Annotated in this window: 20 protein-coding genes and 2 pseudogenes; 14 read left to right on the plus strand and 8 right to left on the minus strand. The window is 59.0% G+C overall.

Translation table 11 applies throughout. From position 1 onward, the window contains the following. Positions 1-37: 37 nt before the first annotated feature. Positions 38-2827, plus strand: a complete 2790-nt coding sequence (gene retS, locus ALO43_RS10125) for a hybrid sensor histidine kinase/response regulator RetS (RefSeq protein ID WP_053481365.1) — start codon at positions 38-40, stop codon at positions 2825-2827. 72 nt (positions 2828-2899) lie between these two features. Then, positions 2900-3496, plus strand: coding sequence for a MarC family protein (locus tag ALO43_RS10130; RefSeq protein WP_005888650.1), 597 nt, complete (start codon positions 2900-2902; stop codon positions 3494-3496). A 5-nt stretch (positions 3497-3501) separates the two neighbouring features. Here the strand turns inward: ALO43_RS10130 and ALO43_RS10135 are convergent, their stop codons facing one another. From ALO43_RS10135 to cobG, 8 genes are all read right to left on the minus strand, one after another. Next, entirely contained in the window at positions 3502-4137 is a 636-nt protein-coding gene (locus tag ALO43_RS10135) for a hypothetical protein (protein WP_053481367.1), read from the minus strand. Positions 4138-4174: 37 nt separating this feature from the next. Beyond that, entirely contained in the window at positions 4175-4807 is a 633-nt protein-coding gene (locus ALO43_RS10140) for a hypothetical protein (RefSeq protein WP_054997461.1), read from the minus strand. Continuing rightward, the gene (locus ALO43_RS10145; RefSeq protein ID WP_054997462.1) at positions 4800-5498 is read right to left on the minus strand and encodes a hypothetical protein; all 699 of its coding nucleotides are present in this window, start codon (positions 5496-5498) and stop codon (positions 4800-4802) included. The genes ALO43_RS10140 and ALO43_RS10145 overlap by 8 nt, the downstream gene beginning before the upstream one ends. A gap of 57 nt (positions 5499-5555) precedes the next feature. Next, a complete protein-coding gene (locus ALO43_RS10150) occupies positions 5556-6380 on the minus strand; it encodes a hypothetical protein (protein WP_053480988.1) in 825 nt (274 codons plus the stop codon). A gap of 347 nt (positions 6381-6727) precedes the next feature. Next, positions 6728-8431 (minus strand): precorrin-3B C(17)-methyltransferase, encoded by a 1704-nt coding sequence (cobJ, locus tag ALO43_RS10155; protein WP_054997463.1) that lies wholly within the window; start codon positions 8429-8431, stop codon positions 6728-6730. Continuing rightward, positions 8431-9162: a precorrin-2 C(20)-methyltransferase gene (locus ALO43_RS10160; protein ID WP_005888640.1), complete on the minus strand. Its 732-nt coding sequence runs from the start codon at positions 9160-9162 to the stop codon at positions 8431-8433. The genes cobJ and ALO43_RS10160 overlap by 1 nt, the downstream gene beginning before the upstream one ends. After that, the gene (locus ALO43_RS10165) at positions 9162-9788 is read right to left on the minus strand and encodes a precorrin-8X methylmutase (RefSeq protein ID WP_003368856.1); all 627 of its coding nucleotides are present in this window, start codon (positions 9786-9788) and stop codon (positions 9162-9164) included. The genes ALO43_RS10160 and ALO43_RS10165 overlap by 1 nt, the downstream gene beginning before the upstream one ends. Next, positions 9785-11125 carry a precorrin-3B synthase gene (gene cobG / locus ALO43_RS10170; protein ID WP_080268195.1) on the minus strand — a complete coding sequence of 447 codons (1341 nt, stop codon included), beginning with the start codon at positions 11123-11125 and terminating at the stop codon, positions 9785-9787. Before cobG ends, ALO43_RS10165 begins: the two co-directional genes overlap by 4 nt. A 135-nt stretch (positions 11126-11260) precedes the next feature. On the opposite strand from cobG, the pseudogene cbiE reads away from it, so the two are divergent. The 12 genes and pseudogenes from cbiE (at position 11261) to urtE (ending at position 26508) form a co-directional block, all read left to right on the plus strand. Further along, positions 11261-12447, plus strand: a pseudogene (cbiE, locus tag ALO43_RS10175) (precorrin-6y C5,15-methyltransferase (decarboxylating) subunit CbiE). Continuing rightward, positions 12447-13559 carry a cobalt-precorrin-5B (C(1))-methyltransferase gene (locus tag ALO43_RS10180; protein WP_053931577.1) on the plus strand — a complete coding sequence of 371 codons (1113 nt, stop codon included), beginning with the start codon at positions 12447-12449 and terminating at the stop codon, positions 13557-13559. The pseudogene cbiE and the gene ALO43_RS10180 overlap by 1 nt, the downstream one beginning before the upstream one ends. Next, on the plus strand, positions 13556-14278 hold the full coding sequence (locus tag ALO43_RS10185) for a cobalt-precorrin-6A reductase (RefSeq protein ID WP_054997464.1): 723 nt from the start codon (positions 13556-13558) through the stop codon (positions 14276-14278). Before ALO43_RS10180 ends, ALO43_RS10185 begins: the two co-directional genes overlap by 4 nt. A gap of 214 nt (positions 14279-14492) precedes the next feature. Continuing rightward, positions 14493-14954, plus strand: coding sequence for a copper chaperone PCu(A)C (locus ALO43_RS10190; RefSeq protein ID WP_005888622.1), 462 nt, complete (start codon positions 14493-14495; stop codon positions 14952-14954). A 46-nt stretch (positions 14955-15000) separates the two neighbouring features. Next, the gene (locus ALO43_RS10195; protein ID WP_042932088.1) at positions 15001-15402 is read left to right on the plus strand and encodes a DUF2946 domain-containing protein; all 402 of its coding nucleotides are present in this window, start codon (positions 15001-15003) and stop codon (positions 15400-15402) included. 83 nt (positions 15403-15485) lie between these two features. Further along, a complete protein-coding gene (locus tag ALO43_RS10200; protein WP_005888619.1) occupies positions 15486-16859 on the plus strand; it encodes a PepSY-associated TM helix domain-containing protein in 1374 nt (457 codons plus the stop codon). A 245-nt stretch (positions 16860-17104) separates the two neighbouring features. Beyond that, a pseudogene (locus ALO43_RS10205) lies at positions 17105-20514 on the plus strand (dermonecrotic toxin domain-containing protein). Between the two features lie 257 nt (positions 20515-20771). Further along, positions 20772-22037, plus strand: a complete 1266-nt coding sequence (gene urtA, locus ALO43_RS10210) for an urea ABC transporter substrate-binding protein (protein ID WP_005888615.1) — start codon at positions 20772-20774, stop codon at positions 22035-22037. Positions 22038-22209: 172 nt separating this feature from the next. Continuing rightward, positions 22210-23799 (plus strand): urea ABC transporter permease subunit UrtB, encoded by a 1590-nt coding sequence (gene urtB / locus ALO43_RS10215; protein ID WP_024670363.1) that lies wholly within the window; start codon positions 22210-22212, stop codon positions 23797-23799. Next, the gene (urtC, locus tag ALO43_RS10220) at positions 23799-24878 is read left to right on the plus strand and encodes an urea ABC transporter permease subunit UrtC (RefSeq protein WP_005888608.1); all 1080 of its coding nucleotides are present in this window, start codon (positions 23799-23801) and stop codon (positions 24876-24878) included. The genes urtB and urtC overlap by 1 nt, the downstream gene beginning before the upstream one ends. Then, a complete protein-coding gene (gene urtD / locus ALO43_RS10225) occupies positions 24875-25735 on the plus strand; it encodes an urea ABC transporter ATP-binding protein UrtD (RefSeq protein WP_054997465.1) in 861 nt (286 codons plus the stop codon). Before urtC ends, urtD begins: the two co-directional genes overlap by 4 nt. 74 nt (positions 25736-25809) lie before the next feature. Then, positions 25810-26508 (plus strand): urea ABC transporter ATP-binding subunit UrtE, encoded by a 699-nt coding sequence (gene urtE, locus ALO43_RS10230; protein ID WP_053931581.1) that lies wholly within the window; start codon positions 25810-25812, stop codon positions 26506-26508. Positions 26509-26516 lie beyond the last annotated feature (8 nt).

A 26516-nucleotide genomic window follows, 5' to 3' on the forward strand; every position in this document is an offset into this window, starting at 1 on the left:
CGGTTTACCTGGCATTCACTCACGAAGGGATTTCATAGTGCGCTGGCTCAGGATTGCCATAGCCTCAACTGTCGGACTGCTGACCTTGCTGTTCATGCTTTCGGCTCAGGCAGAGCATGGCGCAGGCTGGTCGACGCTGCTCGACGAAAAAGCCAGCCTGACGCTGGATGAAATCCGCTCGGCGCGCTATCAGAATCAGTTCAGCCCCATCGAACTGGAGCGCGTCACGGCGACAGATCACAGCGGTGCGGTCTGGCTGCATTACCGGCTGCATCCCACGCAGCATGAGCAACTCCTGCGCATCTTTGCACCTGACCTTGCCAGCGCAGACATGTACGTCATGGATGGCGACCGACTGGTTGATCACTTGCGCACCGGCAATGAGGTGCCTCTGGAAGATCAACGCCTGCCGTCCAACGATTTCCTGCTGCCAATCCCGCAAAGTGCGGCTTCACTGGATATCTACCTGAGGCTTGTATCGGCTCAGAAAATGCGCCCCAGTATCACCCTGGAGCCAGCCATCGAGAGCGCTGCCAACGAGACCGAACCGTTACTGTTCGGCCTGCTGTTTGGCGCGTTGGCGATGCTGATCGTACAGAACCTGACACGGTTCGGGCATACGCGCTCACGCAGCAATCTGTGGCTGGCGGCCTGCGAATCCCTGCTCGGGCTCAGCGCCCTGCTGCTGCTGAATCTGCTCCGCCCGATCGACCCCTGGCACATTGCGCAGACACCCAGTTCGCATCTGGCGCTGCTGCTGGCCGCTGTCGCAGGTCTGATCTACACCTATTGCTTCTTCATTCATCGTCGGGCGCGCAAGCTGGATCGCCTGTTGCTGGGCATTGCAGCGCTCATGGGCCTCGGCGCTCTGGTGGTGCTGTCCGACAGCAGTCTGCCTATCAATATCCTGACTTTCGTTCTGGTCTCCATCACGACGCTGAGCATTCTTGCCGTATCCATGTGGCACTGGCAAAAGGGCTATCGCTCCGCGCGGCTGTTCGTGTTCGGGATGATCACCTTCAATATCGGTTACATGGTGGTGTTGCCAGGCCTGCTGTGGTTGAGCCTGGTGCCGCCACAATGGCTGATACTCGCGCTGCTCAGCGTCTTCTGCATCAGCGGCCTGCTGATGAGCCTGGCACTCGGCGAACGTCATCGCAGCATCACCGAAGACCGCTTCAGCCTCAGCCGCGATCAGGCAGCCAGTACTGCCGAAATCAATGCCAAGGCAGAGTTTCTGGCCAAGATCAGTCATGAGATCCGTACGCCCATGAACGGCGTGCTGGGCATGACCGAACTGCTGCTCGGCACGCCCCTGTCAGTCAAACAGCGCGACTATGTGCAGACTATCCACAGTGCCGGCAATGAACTGCTGACATTGATCAACGAGATTCTGGACATCACCAAGCTGGAGTCAGGGCAGATCGAACTCGATGACGTGCAATTCGATATCGCCGCGCTGGTCGAGGACTGCCTGAACATTTTCCGCGCCAAGGCCGAAAAGCAGCAGGTGGAGCTGATCAGTCTGATCCAGCCGCAGGTGCCTCGCGTCATCAATGGCGACCCGACCCGTCTGCGCCAGACGCTGCTGAGCCTGCTGGAAAATGCGCTGAAGAACACCGACGAAGGCGAGATTCTGCTGGCTGTTGCGCTGGATACCTCGAAGTCCGGCAGCCATCGCCTGCGCATATCGGTCCAGGACAGCGGAGAATCGCTCTCCGATGAAGAAAGGGACGAATTGCTGCACGCTGAATTGCACAGCAGGAATTTCCTGGCCAGCAGCAGGCTGGGCGGCCACTTGGGGTTGGTCATCGCGCGTCAGCTGATCGTCCTGATGGACGGCGAATTCGGCATCCAGAGCAGCGGCATTAAAGGCAACATGCTTTGGCTGACGCTGCCAATGGACGCAAGCCTGCTCGAGCAGCCGACCATTGACCTGGACAGCCCTCTGAAGGATGCCCGCGTACTGGTTGTCGATGACAATGACACCTGCCGCAAGGTGCTGGTCCAGCAATGTAGCGCGTGGGGCTTGAATGTCAGCGCTGTCGCTTCCGGCAAGGAAGCGCTGGCGCTGCTCAGGACAAAGGCGCACTTGCGGGATTATTTCGATGTGGTTCTGCTCGATCAGAACATGCCCGGTATGACGGGTATGCAGCTGGCAGCCAAGATCAAGGAAGATCCAAGCCTCAATCATGACATTCTGCTGATCATGCTGACAGGCATCAGCAATGCGCCGAGCAAGATCATCGCGCGCAATTCAGGCATCAAACGCATTCTGGCCAAACCGGTGGCAGGCTATACGCTCAAGACCACACTGGCCGATGAGCTGACCCAGCTGAACAAAGGCGTGACTGCCTCCAAGGCCAATAACGTGCCGAACATTCCGGCCAGCGTGCCCGGCGACTTCCGCATTCTGGTGGCCGAAGACAACAGCATTTCGACCAAAGTGATCCGGGGCATGCTCGGCAAGCTCAACCTGAACCCCGACACCGCCAGCAATGGCGAAGAAGCACTGCGCGCCATGAAAGCGCAGCGTTACGACCTGGTACTGATGGACTGTGAAATGCCGATACTGGACGGGTTCTCGGCCACCGAGCAATTGCGTGCATGGGAAGTCGGCAATCAGCGCGTGCGCACACCCGTCGTTGCACTGACCGCGCATATTCTCGCCGAGCACAAGGATCGCGCACGTCAGGCGGGCATGGATGGCCATATGGCCAAGCCCATCGAGCTGTCCCAACTGCGCGAACTCGTGGAGCATTGGGTCGCTCATCGCGAAAAGGCTCGCGGGCTGACCTCGGCTGGCGAACTGTATCAGCAGAACTGACACCGCTACGGGAAGCCGCTAAAGGCCTGATAGACTGGCGGTGCCATCCACCTGCTGCTGTGAGTCGAAGCCATGCTTCACGTGTTGTTCAGCGTTTATCTGAAAATGCTGGTGCTTTACAGTCCGTTCTTCGTCCTTTCCTGCTTCATCAGCCTGACCCGCGGCCACTCGCGCAAGGAGCAAAGGCGTCTGGCCTGGAAAGTAGCGCTCGCTACGCTGGTCTCCAGCGTACTGTTGTACCTGTTCGGAAGAGTGATTTTCGATGTATTCGGGATCACGGTGGACGCATTCAGAATCGGCGCCGGCACTGTGCTGTTCATCTCGGCATTGGGCATGGCTCAAGGCAAGTCAGCCGTGCAGACCGATAACGTCCAGCAGGACGTCACCATTGTTCCGTTGACCATCCCCCTGACGGTAGGCCCCGGCACGATTGGCGCACTGCTGGTCATGGGCGTCAGTCAGCCGCATTGGGACGACAAACTCGCGGCTATCCTGAGTATCGCTCTGGCGAGCCTGACAGTCGGGGTCGTGCTGTATCTGGCCAATCGCATCGAACGTATTCTCGGTGATCAAGGTTTGCAGATCGTCAGCCGCCTGATGGGGTTGTTCGTCTGTGCATTGGCCGCACAGATCATATTCACCGGCATCAGGGGCTATTTGTTGCCTTGAGTTGTTCAGATAGAGGCGGCACGTATCAGACTTTTCGCCCTGCCATCCAGATAGCGCGCCACGTCATTACGATGTTCCGCATAAATCTTTGTGTCGAAGGTGTAACTGCCGCCCTTGAAATGGAACAGCAGCCTTCGTCTGCCTGCACTACGTTCGTCGACGCTCAAGTGCAGACTGCAAAGCAGCAGGAGTATCCGGCCCGGCTCATACTTCTCGCAGGGCACCACTTGAAAGCTGCCCAGACGCCCCTGATCGAAGCCGTCTTGAAAGTAGGACGCTGCCGCCTGATTCACGCCCATCGCCGTGAAGGCACGCTGCACCATGCTGCCCAGACGCTTGCGATCCGCAGGATTGCTGACCTTGAAAGTTGCCTGCACCAAATCGTCAACGTTGCTTACGATAAGTGAGTCGCCCAGAACCACGCCTTTTTGCTGTAGGCCACGCGTCCTGAGCCGGCTGCGGTAGTAGTGCATCCAGCTGCTCCACTGCGTCGTGAAATCAAACTGTTTGCCCGCGAACAACTGCGCATCCAGAAGAACGTCCAGAATGTCGTTACGATCCTCGCCCGAAAGCCCGGGAAGAAACGCCACCATACTGTGGATATCACCCAGATACGCTCCATTACCTGTGCCCGAATTCATTTGCATTACTCCCTTCCATGGGGGCTTGGCCGCACTGTTAAAGACTGATGATTTCGGCCCGTGCGCGATCAGCCAGAGAATCTTGAACAGTTTGTCGAAAAGGCTCGAAGCTCTGGCGACTGAAGCGGAACGCTGCACTGATTGCATGCACTCGCATTTCTCCGCCGAGTATCTGCCAGAAATAGAATGCGGGCCTCAACGCTGTGGTCGTCATCTGCAGGCTGCACAAAAGGATCGTCGCCTCATCTTTGTTGTGCATGACACATGGCATGAGTTGAAAGCTTTCAGAGCGCCCAGAGGTAAACCAACTGCTGAAAAAAGTCTTCGCATGGTCACTGGCCAGTAGAGTGTCGAGCGAACGGTGGTACAACCGGCGAAGTTCGACGGCATTATCAACCACCGGAAACCGCAATTTGCCGATGTCCCGGAAACTGTGAATGTTCAACCGTACGTCGTTGCCCCCCGCGCTACGCAGCCCGCCATTGGCAACAATAGATCTCTGGTAAACGTCCAGCCATAAATGCCAGGCCCGCTGAGGAGAGTGTTGATCATCCGCGACAAGTCTGGCGTGCTGCAGGCAGCTTATGATGTCCTGGCGCAAACAAGCGTCGATATTGTGGAAGGACAGCAGGCTGGAGCCTGTCAGCAGGGTTTCATCCGGATCAGACATCAGGCCTGTCTCCAGGCGTCATGATCAGACCGACACGTTTGCTCGACAGCGCTGCGTCTATGCCTGCGCGAAACTGTGAATAGACCTGGTCGATCAATTGCATTGAATATACAGTCACGGCGATGTTGCCGTAGATGCTCTGCGGTTCGAGTACCTCGAAAAGAAAGCCGGATGCCAGTGGTTGACGGGTGGCGAAATGAAGCTGCGCCAGTGTCAGGTTACGCTGAGCGTCGAAAAACCCGAGTTGCAAGACCACGCTGACCTGCAATCTTCCTGCATGATCCAGACCGCTCTGTAGCGTATGACGACTCAGCAACTTAAGCGCTTCGTTCCCGGCGCGCTGATTGCAAACCGAGCGCATATAAGCCTCTGCCCGCCCTAGCGCATCGGGTGACGCCGTAGGTGCAAGGGCAAGCCTCATGCGATTCCATATTGTCTCTACACTCCCCACCTGCAAAGGCTCGCTGACATGTTCGCTGGCACTCAGCACCCAGCCGAAACGCAGAGTTGCAGCAAGACGGGTTTCATTCCATTTTTCAAAGTCGGCAAACTTTGGGTGTTGCTTTGATGCGGCCAACTGCACGTACAACATCGAGTCCAGCACATCGTTGTTCAGCGCGACCTGCTGCGGCCCGCAAAAAAATAGCAAACAGCCCGCATTAACGACGACAACATTCAATTCCTGCTTCATGGGAAATTCCTTTTATCCCGAACGCGGAGGCAATCATTGCCTCCGTAAACAACCCGATCAGATTTCAAACTCCTCGATTGCACTTTTGGCGTTGTCGCCGAGCCTTTGCTGAATCAGGTCGCGATGGCGCGAATACAGGCCTGCATTGAGCACCAGATTGTCCTCGCCTTTCCAGGTTTCAACATGGGTGTCCTGCCATTCCCAGAACAGGACATTGGTGACCTCACTATCAGTCTTGAAGCTGACCGCGCCCATGGCCAGAATCACAATCTTGTCAGCGGATTCCATGCAAGAGGCAACGCGAAAACTGCCCCCGCGATGTGACTTGGCCTGGCTCTCGAACAGGCGTAAAGGTTCTTTTTTGGCTTTCAGCGCAGCCAAGGCGTCAGCGGCGACCTTGAGCATCAGCAGTGATGCAGGCCCCGGCAAAGCTGCTGCGGTAACAGCCGAAGCAAGGATCTCAAGACCCACCTCATCCATGCTGAAGCGCTGCTGGGCAGCGTGATAGCGTGCATAGTTCCAATGGGTGGAAAGCCAGCCAAGCCTGGAGAGCACTTCGTTGAATTTGTCATACCACTGATTACCTTGAGTTTCAGGGTTGAACGCCTTGTTGGCCACCAGGGTGGCAAACAGAAAGGAGTCCATGACGTCTTCCTTGCTCTGGCGCGACATACCCTCGGCAAATGCCAACAGACTGCTTGCGACAACCGCCCCCTTGGCAGGCTCATCGCCTGGATCGGAGTCAGTCAGATCGTCTGCCAAGAGCAATTCGGGCTTTCTGGCTGCGGAGTAGGCGGTCAACGATGGTGGGCATTCAGCCAGTTCACAGGTCGCAATGTAATGAAGGTTGTCAGCAGTGTTCATTGTATTTTCATGTTTCATTTCATTAGTCCTTTAATTCATGAGCCCTGATGGACTGGAAGAAGACTAACGAAATAAATCAGGCATTTTTTGGCACAGACAAACCGCACATTGCAGGCTTTATGAACTGTTTCTGAAGCCTTCACTGGAATGCACAGGGTTTCCGCACACTCAGCACCCGGTGTGAATAGTGGTCAAACGAAGATTCTCTGGCTGCACAGGGAAACGTCCCTCAAACCTGACAGCACGAAGAGCCTCCGGTCGCTCGAACATCCAGGTAAAAACCTTGACCTGAATACTTGGCATTGCACAGAAGTTTCAGCACGTTCCCACAACAAGCTCGATGCCGGTATGACAAGCCTGCGGTCTCAGACTGTAGGTTTCTTGCCATACCAACGCGGCGTATAGACCCAGCTGCCGCCTTCGTTACGAGGAAACGTGCAGGTCAGAGACGAGCCGATCAGCACCATCGTTCGCATATCCACCTGTTCCGGCGTCAACTCGCCCAGTGTGATGACACGCAGCGTCTGGCCCGGACGGCCCACGTCACGCCCAAGCGTAACGGGCGTTTGCGGACTGCGATGCTGACGAACGATCTCAAGCGCTTTGCCCAGCTGCCAGGGTCGGGAACGGGAAATGGGGTTGTAGAAAGCCAGCGCCAGATCTGCCTGACATGCAAGGTCCAGGCGTTTCTCGATGATTTCCCACGGTTTGAGATTGTCGGAAAGCGACAGCACACAGAAGTCATGCCCCAGGGGCGCGCCCGCCTGTGCGGCAGTGGCCAGAGAAGCCGAGACGCCCGGCAGGATTTCCAGTTCGACAGAATGCCAGTGTGGGTCATCGGACTCGTGCAGCGCTTCGAGCACCGCCGACGCCATGGCGAAAACCCCGGGGTCACCCGACGACACCACGACCACCGAGCGCCCCTGCGCAGCCAGCTCGAATGCATGCCGGGCACGCAGCATTTCTTCGCGGTTGTCGGTGCAGTGCAGCACTTGATCGGCGCGGAACGGTCCGGCCATGCGCACGTAGGTTTCATAGCCAAGCACATCATTGGCGCGCGCCAGTTCGGCCTTGACCGCAGGCACCATCAGGTCCGCTGCGCCAGGGCCGAGGCCAATGACCGCGAGACGCCCGCGCCCACGGCCAATGCTCTGCACATCCAGCGGTTGCGCCGCGACGGCGATCGCAATGCCATCGCCCATGCCGAGCAACGCCAGCCGTTGCGGTACTGCACCTGTGGCCATTTCGCTGGCCGATCCGGCCCTTTCAAAGCGTAAAGGAACACCCAGCGCCTCTGCCGCCTGATGCAACAGCGCACTGGCCATCTGATCTTCGCTGGCCAGCAGACAAGCCAGAGATTGCTCGGCTATGTTTGCGTCGCGCAATGCAGTGCGCACTTGCGCAGCCAGCTCATGGGTTACTGCGCTGACAGACACCAGCACACTGCGCGGATAGATCAGCAATTCGTTAGACGAAGGCGCGCGCACCGCCGAACCGACATGAATCGTCCGCTCGGCCTGTGGGTCCTCGGGCAGCTGCGCCTGTGCCAGCCACGGAGCCTCGCCTTCGATACGCACACGTTCGCCGGAGAGCAAGTCGGAAACGAAGCGTTTGCCCAGTTCCAGATCGCCCAACGCATAGCCGCTGGGCGGATTAAGCAGGCAGGTGCCAAAGCGCAACTCGCCGCTGGTGGTTATTGCCGGCGCGATACCAAGCGCACTGGCAATGCTGCGCGCCATGACATTGACCCCTCCCAGACCGCCAAGCAGCGGCACAACGGCACTGCCGTCTTCAGCCACGGCCAGCACTGGCGGCTCGGCGCCTTTTTCCAACAACAATGGCGCCAGCGTGCGGATCACAATGCCCGCAGCACACAGGGCAATGATCGGCGTATTCTGCTGATACAACTGACGCACCGTTGTACCGAACTCGTCGTAGACGTTATCGGCCCCCTGCACACGCTCGGCAAGGCCATGAATCAGCGCTCCGGGATAAAGCTGTTGAATGCGCTTTGCAGTCGCCAGGCTACCGTTGCCGAGAATGACGATGGCGGGAGTTTCGAGAGTCATCAGCCTTGCCACCTGTCGCCGGGAACAATGATCAGTGAGAAGTAAGGCGACGACATCGGGTCGACCTGGTCCAGCGGCACGATCTTCTGATTGGTCATGGTAGCGCGCTCGACGTACAGCGCGCGCCCGGCCATGCCCAGCTCGGTCAGCACTTCACGCACCTTGTGGAAGTTGCGTCCCAGTTTCATGATCACCGCCGCATCGGCGTCCGCCAGCTTGCGTTTCAGGTCGTCGTGGGACAGCACACCGGACAGCACCGACAGGCTCTGGTTGCGATACACCAAAGGTGCGCCCAGCACCGACGCGCCGCCGAGCATCGAACACACACCCGGAATCACTTCGGCCTGATAACGCTCGGCCAGACGATCGTGCAGGTACATGTAAGAGCCGTAGAAGAACGGATCGCCCTCGCAGATCACCGCCACATCACGTCCGGCATCCAAGTGCGCGGCGACCAGAAGGCTCGATTCGTCGTAAAAATCACTGATGACTTTCTCGTAGGACAGCGACGCAGGCAGTGCCTCGGTAGTGACGGGATAGACCAGCGGCATCAGGGTCTGCATGTCCTGCAGATGTGCTTCGATGATGCCGAACGCATTACCTTTTTTGCCCTTGGCCACGAAGTACGCAACCACGGGCGACTCACGCAGCAGGCGCAGCGCCTTGACGGTAATCAGCTCCGGGTCGCCGGGGCCGACGCCCAGGCCAATCAATCGACCGCGTGCCTGCATCATTCGATCTCCGTGGCCAGTGCGTTGACAGCGGCCACGGCCATGGCGCTGCCGCCGCGACGGCCCTGCATGATCACGAATGGCACGCCGCGGCTGTCGGCGGCCAGCATCGCCTTGGACTCGGCAGCGCCAACAAAACCGACCGGAAAGCCGAGAATAAGCGCGGGTTTCGGCGCGCCTGCGTCGAGCATTTCCAGCAGATAGAACAGGGCCGTCGGCGCGTTGCCGATTACCACCACGCTGCCTTCCAGGTGCGGACGCCACAGTTCCAGCGCCACGGCAGAGCGCGTATTGCCAAGCTCGAGAGCCATTTCTCGCACGCCTTCATCATGCAATGTGCAGATGATCGGGTTGTTGGCGGGCAGGCGCGTGCGGGTGATGCCTTCGGAAACCATGCGCGCATCGCACAGGATCGGCGCACCGGCCGCCAGAGCATTGCGCCCCGCTGTACCGGCACCTGGCGAGAAGCGCAGGTCTTCGATGACCTCGACCATCCCGCAGGCGTGAATCACGCGCACGGCGAGTTTTTCCAGATCGGCGGGGATCGTGTCCAGGCGCGCCTCGGCGCGAATGATCGAGAAGGAATTGCGATATATCTCCTGACCATCGCGGATGTAGTCAATCATGCAATGTTGCTCCGTGAGTCAGCGTTCAACTGCGCGCTGACTGCTTCAATAGTAAGGTCACGCGCGCGCAGCACACCGAAACCGGGATGCGCTGCGTCGCGAAAATAAAGGTCATAACGGCCGGGCGCAACAGCCAGCAAGGTCACCGGGGCAACATGCGCAGCGGCACAGGAACGCTTGCAACCGCTCAGGTGCACGGCCCGACTGTCAGCCAGCCCGGCCGCCAGCTGCAAGGCATCTGCCTTGGTGTCGGCCAGCCCTTTGGCGCAACCGGCGCAACCGGTACACGCCAATATCTGCGCCAAAGGCTGTTCGACCGAACAGATCAGGCCCATCGCGTGTAATTGCGCCATTACCACCGACGCCTGCTCGACTGGCACATTGGGCAGCAACAGGCTTTGCCACGGCGTCAGGCGTAATGTGCCATCACCCTGATCGACCGCCAGTTGCGCCACCGCAGTCAGCATTGCCGCGTCAAGACGCCCCAACGGCACTACAGCACCGACTGCGACCCTTCCAGCCTGCCGCTGCGGGTAGACACCGATATGCCCGTTTCTCGGAAGGGCCGGACGCTGCCAGCTGGTTACCCTTTGATCAACCCGCAACGCAAGTCCTGGGCGGGCCGACAATTGCTGCAGCAGATCATCCACCGAGACCTCGGCCAGCAAATGCCGCATCCGGGTGTGCTCGGGACGGGCCAGATCGAGGAACAGCTCGAGCAGCGCGATAACCAGTACCTGCCCGGCAGCCAGCGGCACGGCAGCCAGTGGGCGATCAATGGCCGGACAACCTGCCAGGCCGAAAGCCAGCAGCACTTCGTCGTCAATTTTCAAAGCCGACAGCCACACATCGTGCGGATGCTCCAGCATCACCAGCGCTTCACCGGCGTCCAGCGACAGCGCGAACTTGGGTGACAGCTCGTGAAAACGCGGGTGACTTTCAAGAGCCTCGAGAATCTGCGTCGCCAGTGGTCGGGCATCGAACAGCATGTGCGGATCAAGCCCGGCGGTGGGGCTGAGCATCAGGTTGCGCACATCATCACTGGCAGGGCTGGCAGGACCGAGTCCTGCGGCCATCAGCGAACGGATCAGACCGTCGTGATCGGCGCCGATGCCGCGAATCTGCAGATTGGCGCGGTTGGTGGCTTCTATTACGCCCCGGCCATACGTCTGCGCCGCTTGCGCGACCGCCAGTGCCTGCGCACTGGAGATGACGCCGCCCGCCAGCTTGATCCGACAGATTCCGCCGTCCAGCGCCGGGACGATACGCAGCAACCCCGGACACGCCGAGGGGCGTAGCGTTGCGGACGATGTGCGAGCGGCTGGCTGCTCGTTCAAAGGGTCACCCGTTGTGAACTGGCTGGAAACGGAAGCTGTTTAGAGCACTTGTACCCCGTCGGGCGCGGTATTATGCCTGCTTTGTCCGCAGGCATGAAAAGACGCTCTGTCGGAAGTTCGGATCGAGGTAGGTACATGTCGCCGTGGCTGACAGTCGTGGGAATCGGAGAAGACGGTTACAAAGGGCTGGGCAAGAACGCCCGGCATGCTCTGCTGCACGCTGATCAGGTGTTCGGCGGCCCGCGCCAGCTGGCGTTGCTGCCACCTTGCATCCGCGCCGAACGGCGCGCGTGGCCGAGCCCTTTTTCGCTGAACCCAGTGCTGGAACAGCGCGGTGCAGAGATCTGCGTGCTGGCCAGTGGCGATCCCATGCTGTTCGGTGTCGGCGCCAGCCTGACGCGCGTGGTCGCTATCGAAGAAATGCGCATTCTGCCTGCGCCCTCCTCTTACTCGCTGGCTGCGGCTCGCCTGGGCTGGCCGCTGCAGGAAGTGGTCACCGTCCAGTTGCCGCACTGAATGCCCACTTTCATCATGGCGTGCGCCTGCTGGTACTGAGCAACGACGGCAGCAGCCCTGCAGTTATCGCAGGTTTGCTGCGCGAACGAGGCTTTGGCCCGAGCCGCATGACCGTACTGGAGCATCTGGGTGGCGACGCCGAGCGGCGTGTCGAGGGGCTGGCCAGCGAATGGGGCAACCCTGAGATCGCAGCGCTCAACCTGGTTGCCATCGACTGCCGCGCCGCGCCAGATGCCGTTCGTCTGAGTACCCTGGCAGGTTTACCGGACAGCGCCTTTGAACACGACGGGCAACTCACCAAACGCGACGTTCGGGCCATCACCCTGGCCCGCCTTGCTCCGCTGCCGGGCGAACTGTTGTGGGATGTGGGTGCGGGCTGCGGTTCTATCGGCATCGAATGGATGCGCGCCCACCCGACCTGCCGGACCATGGCCATCGAGGCTGATGAAGGCCGTCAGCAACTGATCGAATTCAACCGCGATGCACTGGGCGTGCCCGGCCTGCAATTGGTACGCGGTAGCGCGCCCCAGGCACTGAACGGGCTGGAACGACCGGACGCGGTGTTCATCGGCGGCGGCGTTACGCGTATCGGTGTGCTCGAAACCTGCTGGGAGCAGCTGCGCTCCGGCGGTCGGCTGGTGGCCAACGCTGTGACTCTGCAAAGCGAGGCTGCGCTGATGGCCTGGCGCGAGCGCCACGGCGGCGAACTGACGCGCATCCACGTCGCGCATGCCCAGCCGCTTGGCGAGTTCGACACATGGCGTCAGGCGCTGCCGATCACCCTGCTGGAGGTAGTCAAACCCTGATGCGCGAAGAAACCGCCGAACAACCTGCCCCGCTGCGCAGTGGCCTGACCACTGGCAGTTGCGCGACCGCGACCAGCCTGGCGGCGGCGCGATTGTTGCTCAGCGGGCAGGTCAGCGACGCAGTCGAAATTGTATTGCCTAAAGGCAAACAGGTGCAGATGCGCCTGGAATTCTGCCGCCTTGTGGATAACTTCGCCGAAGCCGGAACGATCAAGGATGCTGGTGACGACCCCGATGTCACCCACGGTGCGCTGGTATTTGCCCGTGTCAGGCTGGAAACGACACCAGGCGTGCGCTTTGTGGCCGGCGCAGGCGTCGGCAGCGTGACCCGGCCCGGTCTGGTGCTGGCGGTGGGCGAACCGGCCATCAATCCGGTGCCGCGCCGCATGATGACCGAACACTTGATTCGGCTGGCGGATGAATCGGGCTATAGCGGTGGTTTCGAGGTAACGATTGGCGTCGAGGGCGGCGAGGCGCTGGCCCTCAAGACCATGAACCCGCGCCTGGGCATTCTCGGCGGGCTGTCGATTCTCGGCACCAGCGGGATCGTCCGGCCCTTTTCCTGTGCGGCCTACATTGCCTCTATTCATCAAGGCATCGATGTCGCTACCGTCAATGGCCATCGACACATCGCCGCCTGTACCGGCAATGCCAGCGAAGACACCATGCGCTGCGTCTACAACATCCCCGACATTGCGTTGATCGAAATGGGCGACTTCGTTGGCGCGGTACTCAAACACCTGCGCAAGGTGCCTGTGGATAAATTGAGCCTATGCGGCGGTTTCGGCAAGATCAGCAAACTGGCTGCCGGCCATATGGACCTGCACAGCCGTCACTCCAGCATCGACCTGCCGCAACTGGCGCGCTGGGCAACAAATGTCGGCGCAGATGCCGCCTTGCAGCAACAGATCCTTCACGCCAACACCAGTCAGCAGGCATTGGCCATGTGCGCTGCGGCCGGGGTGCCACTGGGTGACGAGGTGTGTCGCCATGCCCTGGACTTCGCCCGCAGCGTGGTGCCCGCAAGCGTTCAGGTCGAGGTGTTCGCGATTGATCGCCAGGGCGGCCTGGTGGGTCAGGCAGGTGTCGCATTCCCCAAGGAACCTCTATGAAAAAAATTCTGCTGCTGGGCGGCATCACCGAGGCGCTGGCGATTGCACGCAAGCTTGGCCCTGAGCATATCTACAGCCTGGCGGGTGTAGGCCGGGTGCCGACAGACCTGACTTGCCAGTTGAAAGTCGGTGGGTACGGTGGCGCCGAAGGGATGGCGCAGTACATTCGTGAACACGATATCGATCTGCTGCTGGATGCCACCCATCCGTATGCCGCGCAGATCAGCCACAATGCAGCGCGCGCTGCGCAGCTTGCGGGTATTGCATGCTGGGCCTTGCGTCGCGCTGCCTGGCAAGCCGGTCCGGGTGACGCTTGGCGCGAAGTGGCCGACTGGTCTGAACTGGCCACAGCACTGGCGCCGTTCAAGCGACCACTATTCACTCTGGGCCGCGAGCCCTTGCAACATCTGAATGAAATCCCGGACCACCAGTTCTGGACCCTGCGCGCCCTGGACTGCTACCCCGGCAACGAGCGCTGCGAAGTCATCGGCGCCCGAGGCCCGTTCCTGCTGGAAGACGAACGACAGCTGTTCGAGCAACATGATATCGACGTGCTGATCAGCAAAAACAGCGGCAGCGGCTCGACCGAACCCAAGTTAGACGTCGCCCGCGAACGCGGCCTGCCGGTTTTGATCCTGAAACGCCCGCATTTGCCTGGAGTGGACCGACTGTTCTGGGCTGTTGATGAGGTGCTGGAGGCGTTGGGACTTGAACCTTGAGAGCGCCCCGTGCGGAAGCCTGCTCACTCAGGGGCCGGTACGTCCGCCGACGCTTTATGCCGCAAGCACTATGGATCGTCGGCGGGGTCACACACGATTGATGTTTTCAGAGCCAGGTTGCGCCCCGGCATCTAAAGGTTTAACTGAGTGTTTCGTATGTACAGTCGGTAAGCCCTCCACTCCTTTCCTCGACCACTCCCGGAGAATCCTCTACATGTTCAAAAAAGCACTCCTGCTGGCCGCATTGATGTTGCCGGCCTGCTTCGTCCAGGCCCACGAATATAAAGCCGGGGCGCTGCTGATTGGCCATCCGTGGTCGATGGAGCTACCGCCCAATGCGCCCACTGTGGCGGCGTATTTCAGTATCGAGAACAAGGGTGACAGCGCCGACCGTCTGCTCGGTGCCGATACGCCCATCGCCGGGCAGGCCCAGTTGCATGAGCACGTACACGCGGATGGCCTGATGAAAATGCAGCACGTAGAGGCTGTCGATATCCCGGCAGGCGGCAAGGTGAGTTTTGCCCCGATGGCATGGCACGTGATGCTGCTGGACATCAAGGACCGTTCGAAGCTGGTCGTCGGCCAGCGCTTCCCGATGACCCTGCATTTTGAAAAGGCGGGAGATATCGAGGTGCAGGTCGTGGTACAAAAGCAGGCTTCGGAACACCAGCATTGAGTAGTTTCCCCGATTGAGCACCACCTGCCGCCGCGACGGTTCAACCATTCCCCGTGACAAAAGGGGCGCATGGCTGAGCCTGTTCGCCATGTTGATGATTTTTATCGGCCCACTGGTTTCCCAGTCGATGCCGATGAATCAGCACGCGGGCATGTCGATGGCCATGCCCGCAACGATGGACATGACAGCCGACAGCCATGCCCATCATGGTGCAGAACATGCGCGAGCTGCTGACACAGGCATGAGTGATCACGCACTGTGGGCAAAGTGCGGTTATTGCACCTTGCTGTTCAGTTGCCCGGCGCTGCCCCATGTACTTGAGCTGGTGGCTGCCACGCCGCCCGCGCCAGGCAACTTCTTCGCTCGGGCACCGCGACAAGGCCATGCACACAAACCGGTCTTCCCCAATGCCCGAAGCCGGGCCCCTCCGACACTCATGGCTGCCTGACCAGCAACAAGATTCCACGACCGCGCCCGGCCCAGAGCTGTGCGCGTCTCGTGCTGTGTTATCCCTGATAGGGAGCGTTGAACGTGTCCAAACCTGCTGTCTCTTTTTATAACCTGGCCTGGCGATGGCATTTCTATGCCGGGCTGTTTGTCGCGCCATTCATGATCCTGCTTTCATTGACAGGGATCATCTACCTGTTCAAGCCACAGCTGGATAACCTGATGTACAGCGACCTGCTGTACGTCACCCCGACCGAGCATCGCCTCGCTGCCGATGAGCTGCAACAGCGGGTACTGAGTACTTATCCACAGGCCGCCATCGGTAAATATTTCCCGCCGACCAGCGTCGAGGGCAGCGCCCAGTTTGTGATCCGCGAACAGGGCCGCGAGGTCAATGTGTTCGTTGATCCGTATCGCGGCGAAATACTTGGCACTCAAGACGCCAAGGACAATTTGCAAGCGATTGCCCGCGCACTGCATGGCGAGTTGATGATCGGCACTGTGGGTGACCGGCTTGTCGAGCTGGCGGCGGGCTGGGGCATTGTGCTTGTCGTCTCCGGCCTTTATCTGTGGTGGCCACGAGGCCGTTCGGCTGCCGGTGTGTTCTGGCCACGCCTGACTGCCAAAGGCCGCGTGTTGTGGCGGGATCTGCACGCAGTGACAGGTTTCTGGGGCGCGCTGTTACTGCTGTTCATGCTGTTGAGCGGCATGACCTGGACCGGGCTGTGGGGCAAACAGTACGCCGCGGTGTGGAACACCTTCCCGGCCGCCATGTGGACCAACGTCCCCATGTCCGACAAACAGGCTGGCGAACTGAACAATGCCAGCGTGCAGACCGTACCCTGGGCGATGGAAAACACACCGATGCCGGTATCGGGCGGTGATCATGCCGAACACATGGGCCACATGCACATGTCCAGCGCTCCGGCAGCGCCCAAAGTATCGCTGCAGCAAGTCGTCGACATCGCCCGGGCGAGAGAGATCGTACCGGGCTACAGCATTACTCAGCCAAAGAATGCCGACGGTGTGTTCACAGTATCGGTGTTCGCTGACGACCCACGCGACGACGCCACTCTGCACATCGACCAGTACACCGGCAAGGTGCTGGCGGACGTGCGCTATGTCGATTACAGCGCGGTGTCCAAGGCAACCGAGCTGGGCGTGATGCTGCATGAGGGCAAGTTTTTTGGCTGGATCAACCAGCTACTGATCTTGCTGGTATGCCTGATGGTACTGCTCAGCTCCGTCAGCGGCCTGGTGATCTGGTGGAAACGCCGACCCGACAGTGGGCTGGGCGTGCCCCCTTTGCGTCACGACCTGCCACGCTGGAAAACCGCGACAGTGGTGATGATTGTTCTGGGCGCGATATTCCCCCTGGTGGGCATTTCGATGCTGATTGTCTGGGTGCTTGATCGAATAGTGATTTCGCGCTTTGCCAAACGGGCGACAACAGCTTAGATTGCACGCTGCGAGGCCTGAAACCGTTGAGTGGCGTTGTGATGAATTCCTCCTCATACCCGGTTTCAGGCCTCGCCCCTTCCTTGCCAGCTCGCGCGCTTCCCCTTCCTACCAGACGCATGGACGATGCCACGAGCATCGAGCAACCCTGCCCGACAGCTATTTGCCGCCCAGACTGACTAGATGCAATGAACCGCCGGCTAAGGCCTTGAGCGGATCATCTTTCATCCAGAAGAATCGGCACCATGAACGCAACCCTCCCGACACCCCCTGACCCTCTAAAGAAGCCGCCCGACAGCGAAACCTGCCTGCCAGACCTGGCTGAAACGGTAGGTGAACTGGTACATGAAGCACTCAGAATGGTAAAGCCTGACCTGAATGTTCATGCCGCCTGGCTTGCTTATCGTGACAGCAGGTTACCGCCTGACGCCGATGACAATGTGCACAGTGCTCCACTGATCGCCAGCCTTATCGAGCATTTCACCGGCAAGCTGAGCTGGAACGACAACGAAGTACAAGGCATCTACCCGACGCCCTCTGTCAGCACACAGACCCTGGTCATCGAACCACTGGGTCGGACGGCGATCCTTACCCTCTACGCTCATGTCAGGCAACAACTGGAAAAACGCTACAGCCAGAAGCTTGCAGATTACTGGGCGGCTGCATTGCCCGATGGCAAGACCCGACGCAGTGAGTTTCTCTCCGACCAGATCCAGTGCCTGAGATCTGAATGCGCAATACGGATAGCGCTGGGAAAGATGACCAGCTGCTGACAGCCCTGAAACGATGCATCACCGAAGCCACTGACGAAACTCAGGCACACAGCGTTTACAACCTCAGGGCAAGCATCGACGGAGCCAAGCCGATTGCACTGCCCGGTGCCTTCGTCATTACTCGCAGGTTTAGAACACAACCGGCGCAAACAGATGATGACGAACGAGAAGATGTTCTGCTGTTCACCCAAGAGGACGGTCTGGAAGGATTCAACTCGTTCAAACAGATGAATGACAGCCTCATAGGGCGAGGAAACGAGCCTCGATACAGCCAGCGTTTTCAGGCGCTGCTCACTTTGGAAGAACCTGAGCCAACAGCTGACAGCCCGATGCTGTGGAGCTACACATCAATGGCGGGTAACTTCCTGAGCCAACTGTTGACCCTCCAGATCATCAGGCAGCAAGGGCTGTTCGCTATTGCCGTACAGCGCGCCCTGGCAGAGCGAATGGACATGGCCTGTTTTGAGCAACTGATCTGGCAACTGCTCAAACCCGAACTTCAGTTGGATAACTGCCAGCGCCTCGAACAGATGGACAGCGAGCTGATTCAAACCCAGATGCCCGACTGGTGGCAAACCATGGAGCAAAAACAACGCAAGGAATGGTGTGAGCAAGCGCAGCGCTTTGGCGAAGCGGTCGTGAACATACATAGCGTCAGCAAAGACCGCTTCGACCGGCCCGAAGTTGACGGCCGCCTCTACTTTGCTCGCTACATAGACCAACAATTGCATGATGCTCTGAAGCGAGCGTCGGTCGAGCTTGCAGCTGAGCGGATCATGGTTTCTCTGACCTATGGAGTCCGCCAAATAAAGCCGGAAATCCCGGGATTTAATGGAACACCTGTCATCGAAACGAGAACAATGTCACTCCGGCATCTGATGCACTCACCCGTCTTCCGGGTCAAAGCCAGGCACGCATTGTTGATCGGCCTTACCGACGACACAGGCAAATCAATAGAGCAACTGGACAAGCTCTTCGTCAAAAATATTGTTGCGGCTATCCACGATCCGCAACACCTCGACAGCTATCTGGACGACCAGTTGAGGTCGTCGGCTTATGCACAACAACTCAAGCGATCGCGACAACAACTGCTGGAATCCCAAATGAGAATGAGGCTGCTGGAGATCGAGCAGCAAGCCTTCCCATTGAGCGGCTCGACCTGGATCAAAGCAGTGCTCGATGCTCCTGCACCTGAAAGGCGGCGTAACGTCAACAGCGAAAAAATAGAAGTCCGGTTACTCAGTATCAACCAGCTCACGATAAGTAACGTCATGTTGATTGCCCCGGTCGATAAATTCGAAAAAGGCCCCTTGGTGCTCTGCACACTGGATGCGAGTGACGGCGTCGTTTTTCGCTGGTTCAACAGCATGTTTCACCTGACCCAACTCCTTGAAGATGAGCCATTCCAGCGCTATCTGATGCGGCAGATACCCGTTTCCAGACGCATGGAGATGCTGTACGCCATGAAGTACGAGAAGGAGGCAAAGCACTGGCGTCCACCGGAAATACTCACCCGGTTTTCTCCGATAAAATTTCCTGCAGGACTGTTTAGGCCGATAGTTTTCATCCCGCAGAGCGATAACTTTTATGAAGAAAACCATAAGACCAAGATCAACCTTTTGATTCAGGAGGCCAAACAGCGAATGAGCCCTGCGCATGGAACGGGGCAATCCGGCAATGGCTTCGACTTCACCGCCAATATCGTGCTTCTGTTCTTGCCTGACGCAATCCTGATGCCTCTCGCGCTGGGACTGGCGCTTTACAAGACATGGAGCGCTTTTGAAAAAATCGAGGAGAACGACATACAGGGGGCTGCCGATGAATTTCTGAGCGCTATAAGTTACCTTGCCATCGCCTTGCTGGGACACGTAGCACTGGCTCTCAAGCCTGCAGTACGTGCTCGGGCTGCAATCAGACGCCCAAACCTGATACGCCAGATAGGGCGCGACGGTCAGCCACAGATCGGCTACCTGATGTCGCACACCGGCGCCCCAAGATTCGGCGAATCGAAACTCACCGTTGCGCTGGTCCCCAAACGCTTCACAGCTATCGAATTAGAGAATCAAACCTTTTATGTCAGCCGACGTAATAACCTGTTTGGTCATTCTCGCCTTTATCGACAACACCCGATCGATGCAACGCTGCTGGTGCATGAGCACGAGTACGCGTTACGCACCACTAGTGGAGCCTGGAAAGTTGTGAGTGAAAGAATACCGCGCCTAAGTCCTCAGGCAATCCGGAAGGCCAGAGCACGCCTGGCCAGTTTACTGACTGACTGGCCCTCTTCCCTTCAGGAAACTACTGCTGCCGAGCGTATGGCGTTCGAAGCCGACTATATAGCCTTGAGCAAGACATCCAATGCAGAGGGCCTGCCTGCAATCACAGCCTATGCAGAAGGCGGTTCAGGCGAGATCAACCCACTGCTGAGAAGCGGGGTACGCAACGCCACAACACGCGAGTTTCTTGATCAGTTTCACCGTCTGAAGGAATGGCACGGCACTGCGTTTCGCGCCACTTACGTGTCCAGCGAGGGGCTGGCGTGTCTGGAGCGGGAGACAGGCGCAGTGTTTATGGATAACGGTGTGCAATCCGCATCCGTGTCACGAACCAACGCCCTCGAATGGAGCCAGGACGAGTTTGTCACCCGCAATGCCAACGCTGAAAACCACCCGGTGTTTTTCATCTTTGCACCAGCAGTCCCCAAAAAGAACATGTTCACGGACTTTCTGGGCGACCACGTCGCGATACCACCCTCCACATTCCTGCAACTGGGCGCAACGAGCAGGGTCAATGGCCAGCTATACGCCTATTTCGACATCCCGGAGCAGGTTATGGATCAGGCCTATGACCTCTACAGCGGCGAGAAAGAATTGTGGGTTTAACGCCATCTATACACTGAAAAAAGAGACGGTCGAGACTGGCTTTTCTCGAGCCGCACCACGATAAGGCAACCTTTGCCAGGACCGCCTGACATCGTCCCATGCTGGTGCGCATAACCGGGCACACGCGACACATTCGTTCCATTTTGCGACGTATCAACGTTTGGCCCAGCATTTGCTAAAGCTTGATCAGCGCTATTGTTCGCCTACAACCAGAATCCCCAGACCCGATCCTAAAACCATACGAATGGAGTCCACTGATGAAGCGTCGCAGTCTGATCAAAGCCTTCACCCTGTCCGCATCGATCGCCGCCATGGGGCTGACCTGGACCGTTCAGGCTGCAGAGACCATCAAGGTCGGCATCCTGCATTCGCTGTCGGGAACCATGGCCATTTCCGAAACGTCGTTGAAAGACATGGCGTTGATGACCATCGACGAGATCAATGCCAAGGGCGGCGTAAACGGCAAGATGCTCGAACCCGTAGTTGTGGACCCCGCCTCCAACTGGCCGCTGTTTGCTGAAAAGGGTCGTCAACTGCTGACCCAGGACAAAGTGGCCGTGGTGTTCGGCTGCTGGACGTCGGTCTCCCGCAAGTCGGTTCTGCCAGTGTTCGAGGAACTGAACGGTTTACTGTTTTACCCGGTGCAGTACGAAGGCGAAGAAATGTCGCCCAACGTGTTCTATACCGGTGCAGCGCCTAACCAGCAGGCCATTCCTGCGGTCGAATATGTCATGAGTGAAGACGGCGGCTCGGCCAAGCGTTTCTTCCTGCTGGGCACCGACTATGTCTACCCGCGTACCACCAACAAGATTCTGCGCGCGTTCCTGCATTCCAAAGGCGTGAAAGATACCGATATCGAAGAGGTCTACACCCCATTCGGTCACTCTGACTATCAAACCATCGTAGCCAACATCAAGAAGTTCTCCGCCGGAGGCAAAACAGCTGTCATTTCCACCGTCAACGGCGACTCCAACGTGCCGTTTTACAAGGAACTGGCCAATCAGGGCCTGAAAGCCACCGACGTTCCCGTGGTGGCATTCTCGGTAGGCGAAGAAGAACTGCGTGGTATCGATGCCAAGCCTCTGGTAGGTCACCTGGCCGCCTGGAACTACTTCCAGTCTGTGGAAAACCCGGTCAACAAGAAGTTCGTTGCCGACTGGAAAGCCTATGCCAAAAAGAAAAACCTGCCGGGCGCTGACAAAGCCGTAACCAACGACCCGATGGAAGCGACTTACGTTGGCATCCACATGTGGGCGCAGGCGGTGGAGAAAGCCAAATCCACCGATGTCGACAAGGTCCGCGAAGCAATGGCCGGGCAGACGTTCGCCGCTCCTTCGGGTTTCACCCTGACCATGGACAAGACCAACCATCACCTGCACAAGCCAGTGATGATCGGCGAAATCCAGGACGATGGGCAGTTCAATGTCGTCTGGGAAACCAAGGACCCGATCCGCGCCCAGCCCTGGAGCCCTTACATTCCCGGCAACGACAAGAAGCCGGATGCTCCGGTGAAGAGCAACTGACCCTCGATTGATGATCGCTCCCACGCTGAACGTCATGCACAGGCCCTGAAGCACCTGAAACAGGGCTTCAAGGCATCTGCCCGGAGGATGTGGGAGCGAACGAGTTCGCTCCCACGGCCTGCGGCCAGGATCAAGAGCAGACGGCGCCCTACCAAATCAAGGCCATATTGATATGCCTTCTTACTTCTACCGCTTTATCCTCGCCATCAGCCTGCTGCTGCCCGTTGTGGCTCAGGCCAGCGACGCCAGTGATTTTGTCGCAGCCAGCTCCTCGAAGCAGGCAGAACTGCTGGAAACCTGGGCCGCCACGCCGACGCCGGAACGTGTCGAACTGCTTGAGGCCCTGCGCGACGGGCGGGTTGGCGCCGACAGCAGCAAGCGCGCCTGGATCGAAACCAACGATCAATACGTCGCCGTCGATGCACAAGCACCCGCAGCGGCGGACGCCCCAAACCCTGACGAACCGCGCAAACTGCGCTTGAACAACCGGTTGCGAGGGCTGGTGGAAACAGCACTTGCCAGCCACCAGCTGCTGGCGTCTGACAGCGCCGTTCGCCTCGCAGCGGCCCAACAGTTACAGCGAAGTGCCCGCCCGGCACAACTGGAGCTGCTCAGCCAGAGGGTGGCCAGCGAAACCGACGCTGGCGTTAAAAGTGCGCTGACGCTGGCCTTGGCTAACCTGCAGATGGTCGACTCCAGCCCCACGGTGCGCCTCGCCGCCGTCAGGCTGCTGGGCGAAACCGGCGACCCGCTGGCCCGCACTCGTCTTGAATCATTGCTGGCGCCAGGTGTGGAAAACGACGCATCGGTCCGCACCGCTGCCGAAACCAGTCTGGCTCAGGTCAAACGCAAGCTGTTGATCGGCGAATTGCTCGGTCAGGCGTTCAGCGGCATGTCGCTGGGCTCGATCCTGCTGCTCGCTGCATTGGGCCTGGCAATCACCTTCGGCCTGCTCGGCGTGATCAACATGGCGCACGGCGAAATGCTCATGCTGGGTGCCTACTCGACTTACATGGTGCAACTTATGTTCCAGCGCTATGCGCCGGGTGCCATCGAGTACTACCCGTTGATCGCACTGCCGGTGGCGTTTTTTGTCACCGCCGCGATCGGCATGGCACTGGAACGAACTGTGATTCGCCACCTGTATGGCCGCCCTCTGGAAACCCTGCTCGCCACTTGGGGCATCAGCCTGATGCTGATTCAGGCAGTGCGACTGGCCTTCGGCGCGCAGAACGTCGAAGTGGCAAACCCCGCATGGTTGTCCGGCGGGATCCAGGTGCTGCCCAACCTGGTGCTGCCCTACAACCGCATCGTCATCATCGCCTTCGCGCTATTCGTGGTGGTGCTGACCTGGCTGCTGCTGAACAAGACCCGACTGGGTCTGAACGTGCGTGCCGTGACCCAGAACCGCAACATGGCCGCCTGCTGTGGCGTGCCGACCGGACGTATCGACATGATGGCCTTCGGACTGGGGTCGGGCATCGCAGGCCTGGGCGGCGTCGCGCTCAGTCAAATCGGCAACGTCGGTCCTGACCTTGGCCAGAGCTACATCATCGACTCATTCCTGGTGGTGGTGCTTGGCGGTGTCGGGCAACTCGCCGGGAGTGTCACAGCCGCCTTCGGCCTGGGCATCGCCAACAAGATTCTTGAACCGCAGATCGGCGCCGTACTGGGCAAGATCCTGATCCTCGCGCTGATCATTCTGTTTATCCAGAAACGTCCGCAAGGCCTCTTCGCACTGAAAGGACGGGTGATCGACTGATGAGCCAGCCACTGATGATAACCGCCGCGCAAAAAGTCGGCCCCAAAGGCACGCTGACTGTCGGCATGCTGATCCTCGCCGTGCTGCTGGCACTGCCGCTGCTGTCGTTGTTGCCAGCCGATAACAGCTTTCAGGTCTCGGCCTACACCCTGACGCTGGTCGGCAAGATTCTCTGCTATGCCATCGTCGCCCTCGCCCTGGACCTGGTGTGGGGCTACGCGGGCCTGCTGTCGCTGGGCCACGGCTTGTTCTTCGCACTGGGCGGCTATGCGATGGGTATGTACCTGATGCGCCAGGCCGCCGGTGATGGTTTGCCTGCGTTCATGACATTCCTGTCGTGGACCGAGCTGCCGTGGTACTGGGCGGGCACCGATAACTTTCTCTGGGCGTTGTGCCTGGTGGTTCTGGCGCCGGGATTGCTGGCGTTGGTGTTCGGCTTTTTCGCTTTTCGCTCGCGGATCAAGGGCGTGTACTTTTCGATCATGACCCAAGCCCTGACGTTTGCCGGCATGCTGCTGTTCTTTCGTAACGAAACCGGTTTTGGCGGCAATAACGGCTTCACCAACTTCCGCAGCATCCTAGGCTTCAGCATCAGTTCGCAAGGCACTCGTGCGGTGCTGTTTCTGAGCACTGTCGCGTTGCTGGTCGCGAGCCTGTACATCGGCTGGAAGCTGGCACAGAGCAAGTTCGGCCGGGTACTGACCGCGCTGCGTGATGCCGAAAACCGGTTGATGTTCTGCGGTTACGACCCGCGCGGCTTCAAACTGTTCGTCTGGGTGTTGAGCGCTGTGTTGTGCGGCCTGGCCGGGGCTTTGTACGTGCCGCAGGTCGGCATCATCAACCCCGGCGAAATGTCGCCGACAAACTCCATCGAAGCCGCTGTGTGGGTGGCTCTTGGCGGTCGCGGCACGCTGATCGGCCCGCTGCTCGGTGCAGGCGTGGTCAACGGAATGAAAAGCTGGTTCACGATGGCTTTCCCGGAGTACTGGCTGTTCTTTCTCGGCGCGCTGTTCATCATCGTCACGCTGTACCTGCCCAAGGGCGTGATCGGCCTGCTGAAGAAAAGGAGCGAGCAATGAAAACCACTCCGACGCCCTCGTTCATGCTTGAGCCGATTCTGGCCCCCAACTCCGACGCAGGCACCAGCCGCGACGCGGTAGGCCTTGGCAAAAGCGCTGGCAAAGGGCTGAACACGCGGCATGGCACGATCCTGACACTGGAAGACATCAGCGTCAGTTTCGATGGTTTCAAGGCCTTGAATGACCTGAACCTGTACATCGGCGTGGGCGAACTGCGCTGCATCATCGGCCCCAATGGCGCAGGCAAGACCACGCTGATGGACGTCATCACCGGCAAGACCCGCCCCAGCCAAGGCAAGGCCTGGTTCGGCGAGACACTGGACCTGACGCAGATGAGCGAAGTGCAGATCGCGCAATCAGGGATCGGCCGTAAATTTCAGAAACCCACGGTATTCGAAGCCCTCAGCGTGTTCGAAAATCTGGAGCTGGCGCAGAAGACCGATAAATCGGTGTGGGCCAGTCTGCGTGCGCGCTTGAGCGGCGAGCAACAGGACCGCATAAGCGAGGTGCTGGAAACCATCCGTCTGGCCCCTTCCATGCACCGCCCGGCAGGGTTGCTGTCGCATGGCCAGAAGCAGTTTCTGGAAATTGGCATGCTGCTGGTTCAGGACCCGCAACTGCTGTTGCTCGATGAACCGGTGGCTGGCATGACCGATGCCGAAACCGAGTTTACTGCCGAGCTGTTCAAAGGCCTTGCAGGCAAGCATTCGCTGATGGTGGTGGAACACGACATGGGCTTCGTCGGCTCGATTGCCGACCACGTCACTGTGTTGCATCAGGGCAGCGTTCTGGCCGAAGGCTCATTGAACGACGTACAGGCCGACGAACGCGTGATCGAAGTCTATCTGGGGCGCTGATGAGAGCCCCCCATCGAACCGACACTACGCGTCGTAGAACTGCGATTACGCTGTAACACACGAGAAAATCAACCATGCTCCAGGTCGAAAAGCTCCATCAATATTACGGCGGCAGCCACATCCTGCGAGGGCTGTCTTTTGATGTGAAGGTCGGTGAAGTCACCTGCCTGCTGGGCCGTAACGGCGTCGGCAAAACCACCCTGCTGCGCGTGCTAATGGGCCTGCTGCCATCGAAAGAAGGCACGGTGCAATGGGAAGGCAAAACCATCACGGGCATCAAGACCCATCAACGAGTACATGCCGGTATCGCTTACGTACCACAAGGTCGGGAAATTTTCGGACGGCTGACGGTCGAGGAAAACCTGCTGATGGGCCTGTCGCGCTTTCCCGGCTCCGAGGCCAAAGAGGTGCCTGCCTTCATCTACGAGCTGTTCCCGGTGCTGCTGCAAATGAAACATCGTCGCGGCGGCGATCTGTCCGGAGGCCAGCAGCAACAACTGGCAATTGGCCGGGCGCTGGCAAGTCGTCCACGCCTGCTGATTCTCGATGAGCCCACAGAAGGCATTCAGCCCTCAGTCATCAAGGAGATCGGCGCGGTCATCAAGAAACTGGCCGAGCGTGGCGACATGGCGATTCTGCTGGTCGAGCAGTTCTATGACTTTGCGGCAGAACTGGCAGATCAATACTTGGTGATGTCGCGAGGTGAAATCGTCCAGCAGGGCCGGGGCGAGAACATGGAAGCCGATGGCGTGCGCGGGCTGGTCACCATATGAGGCGCCAA

This window comes from Pseudomonas tremae, from assembly GCF_001401155.1.
Lineage (GTDB): Bacteria > Pseudomonadota > Gammaproteobacteria > Pseudomonadales > Pseudomonadaceae > Aquipseudomonas > Aquipseudomonas tremae.

Bases quoted from the DNA above. Each gene is read 5' to 3' on its own strand.
- ALO43_RS10185 (WP_054997464.1), top strand. From the start codon at position 13,556: ATGAAAAAAATTCTGCTGCTGGGCGGCATCACCGAGGCGCTGGCGATT.
- ALO43_RS10135 (WP_053481367.1), bottom strand. From the start codon at position 4,137: ATGAATTCGGGCACAGGTAATGGAGCGTATCTGGGTGATATCCACAGT.
- urtA (WP_005888615.1), top strand. From the start codon at position 20,772: ATGAAGCGTCGCAGTCTGATCAAAGCCTTCACCCTGTCCGCATCGATC.
- ALO43_RS10190 (WP_005888622.1), top strand. From the start codon at position 14,493: ATGTTCAAAAAAGCACTCCTGCTGGCCGCATTGATGTTGCCGGCCTGC.
- ALO43_RS10145 (WP_054997462.1), bottom strand. From the start codon at position 5,498: ATGAAGCAGGAATTGAATGTTGTCGTCGTTAATGCGGGCTGTTTGCTA.
- urtB (WP_024670363.1), top strand. From the start codon at position 22,210: ATGCCTTCTTACTTCTACCGCTTTATCCTCGCCATCAGCCTGCTGCTG.
- urtE (WP_053931581.1), top strand. From the start codon at position 25,810: ATGCTCCAGGTCGAAAAGCTCCATCAATATTACGGCGGCAGCCACATC.
- ALO43_RS10150 (WP_053480988.1), bottom strand. From the start codon at position 6,380: ATGAAACATGAAAATACAATGAACACTGCTGACAACCTTCATTACATT.
- ALO43_RS10130 (WP_005888650.1), top strand. From the start codon at position 2,900: ATGCTTCACGTGTTGTTCAGCGTTTATCTGAAAATGCTGGTGCTTTAC.
- ALO43_RS10165 (WP_003368856.1), bottom strand. From the start codon at position 9,788: ATGATTGACTACATCCGCGATGGTCAGGAGATATATCGCAATTCCTTC.
- ALO43_RS10180 (WP_053931577.1), top strand. From the start codon at position 12,447: ATGCGCGAAGAAACCGCCGAACAACCTGCCCCGCTGCGCAGTGGCCTG.
- ALO43_RS10140 (WP_054997461.1), bottom strand. From the start codon at position 4,807: ATGTCTGATCCGGATGAAACCCTGCTGACAGGCTCCAGCCTGCTGTCC.
- urtD (WP_054997465.1), top strand. From the start codon at position 24,875: ATGAAAACCACTCCGACGCCCTCGTTCATGCTTGAGCCGATTCTGGCC.
- ALO43_RS10160 (WP_005888640.1), bottom strand. From the start codon at position 9,162: ATGCAGGCACGCGGTCGATTGATTGGCCTGGGCGTCGGCCCCGGCGAC.
- urtC (WP_005888608.1), top strand. From the start codon at position 23,799: ATGAGCCAGCCACTGATGATAACCGCCGCGCAAAAAGTCGGCCCCAAA.
- cobJ (WP_054997463.1), bottom strand. From the start codon at position 8,431: ATGACTCTCGAAACTCCCGCCATCGTCATTCTCGGCAACGGTAGCCTG.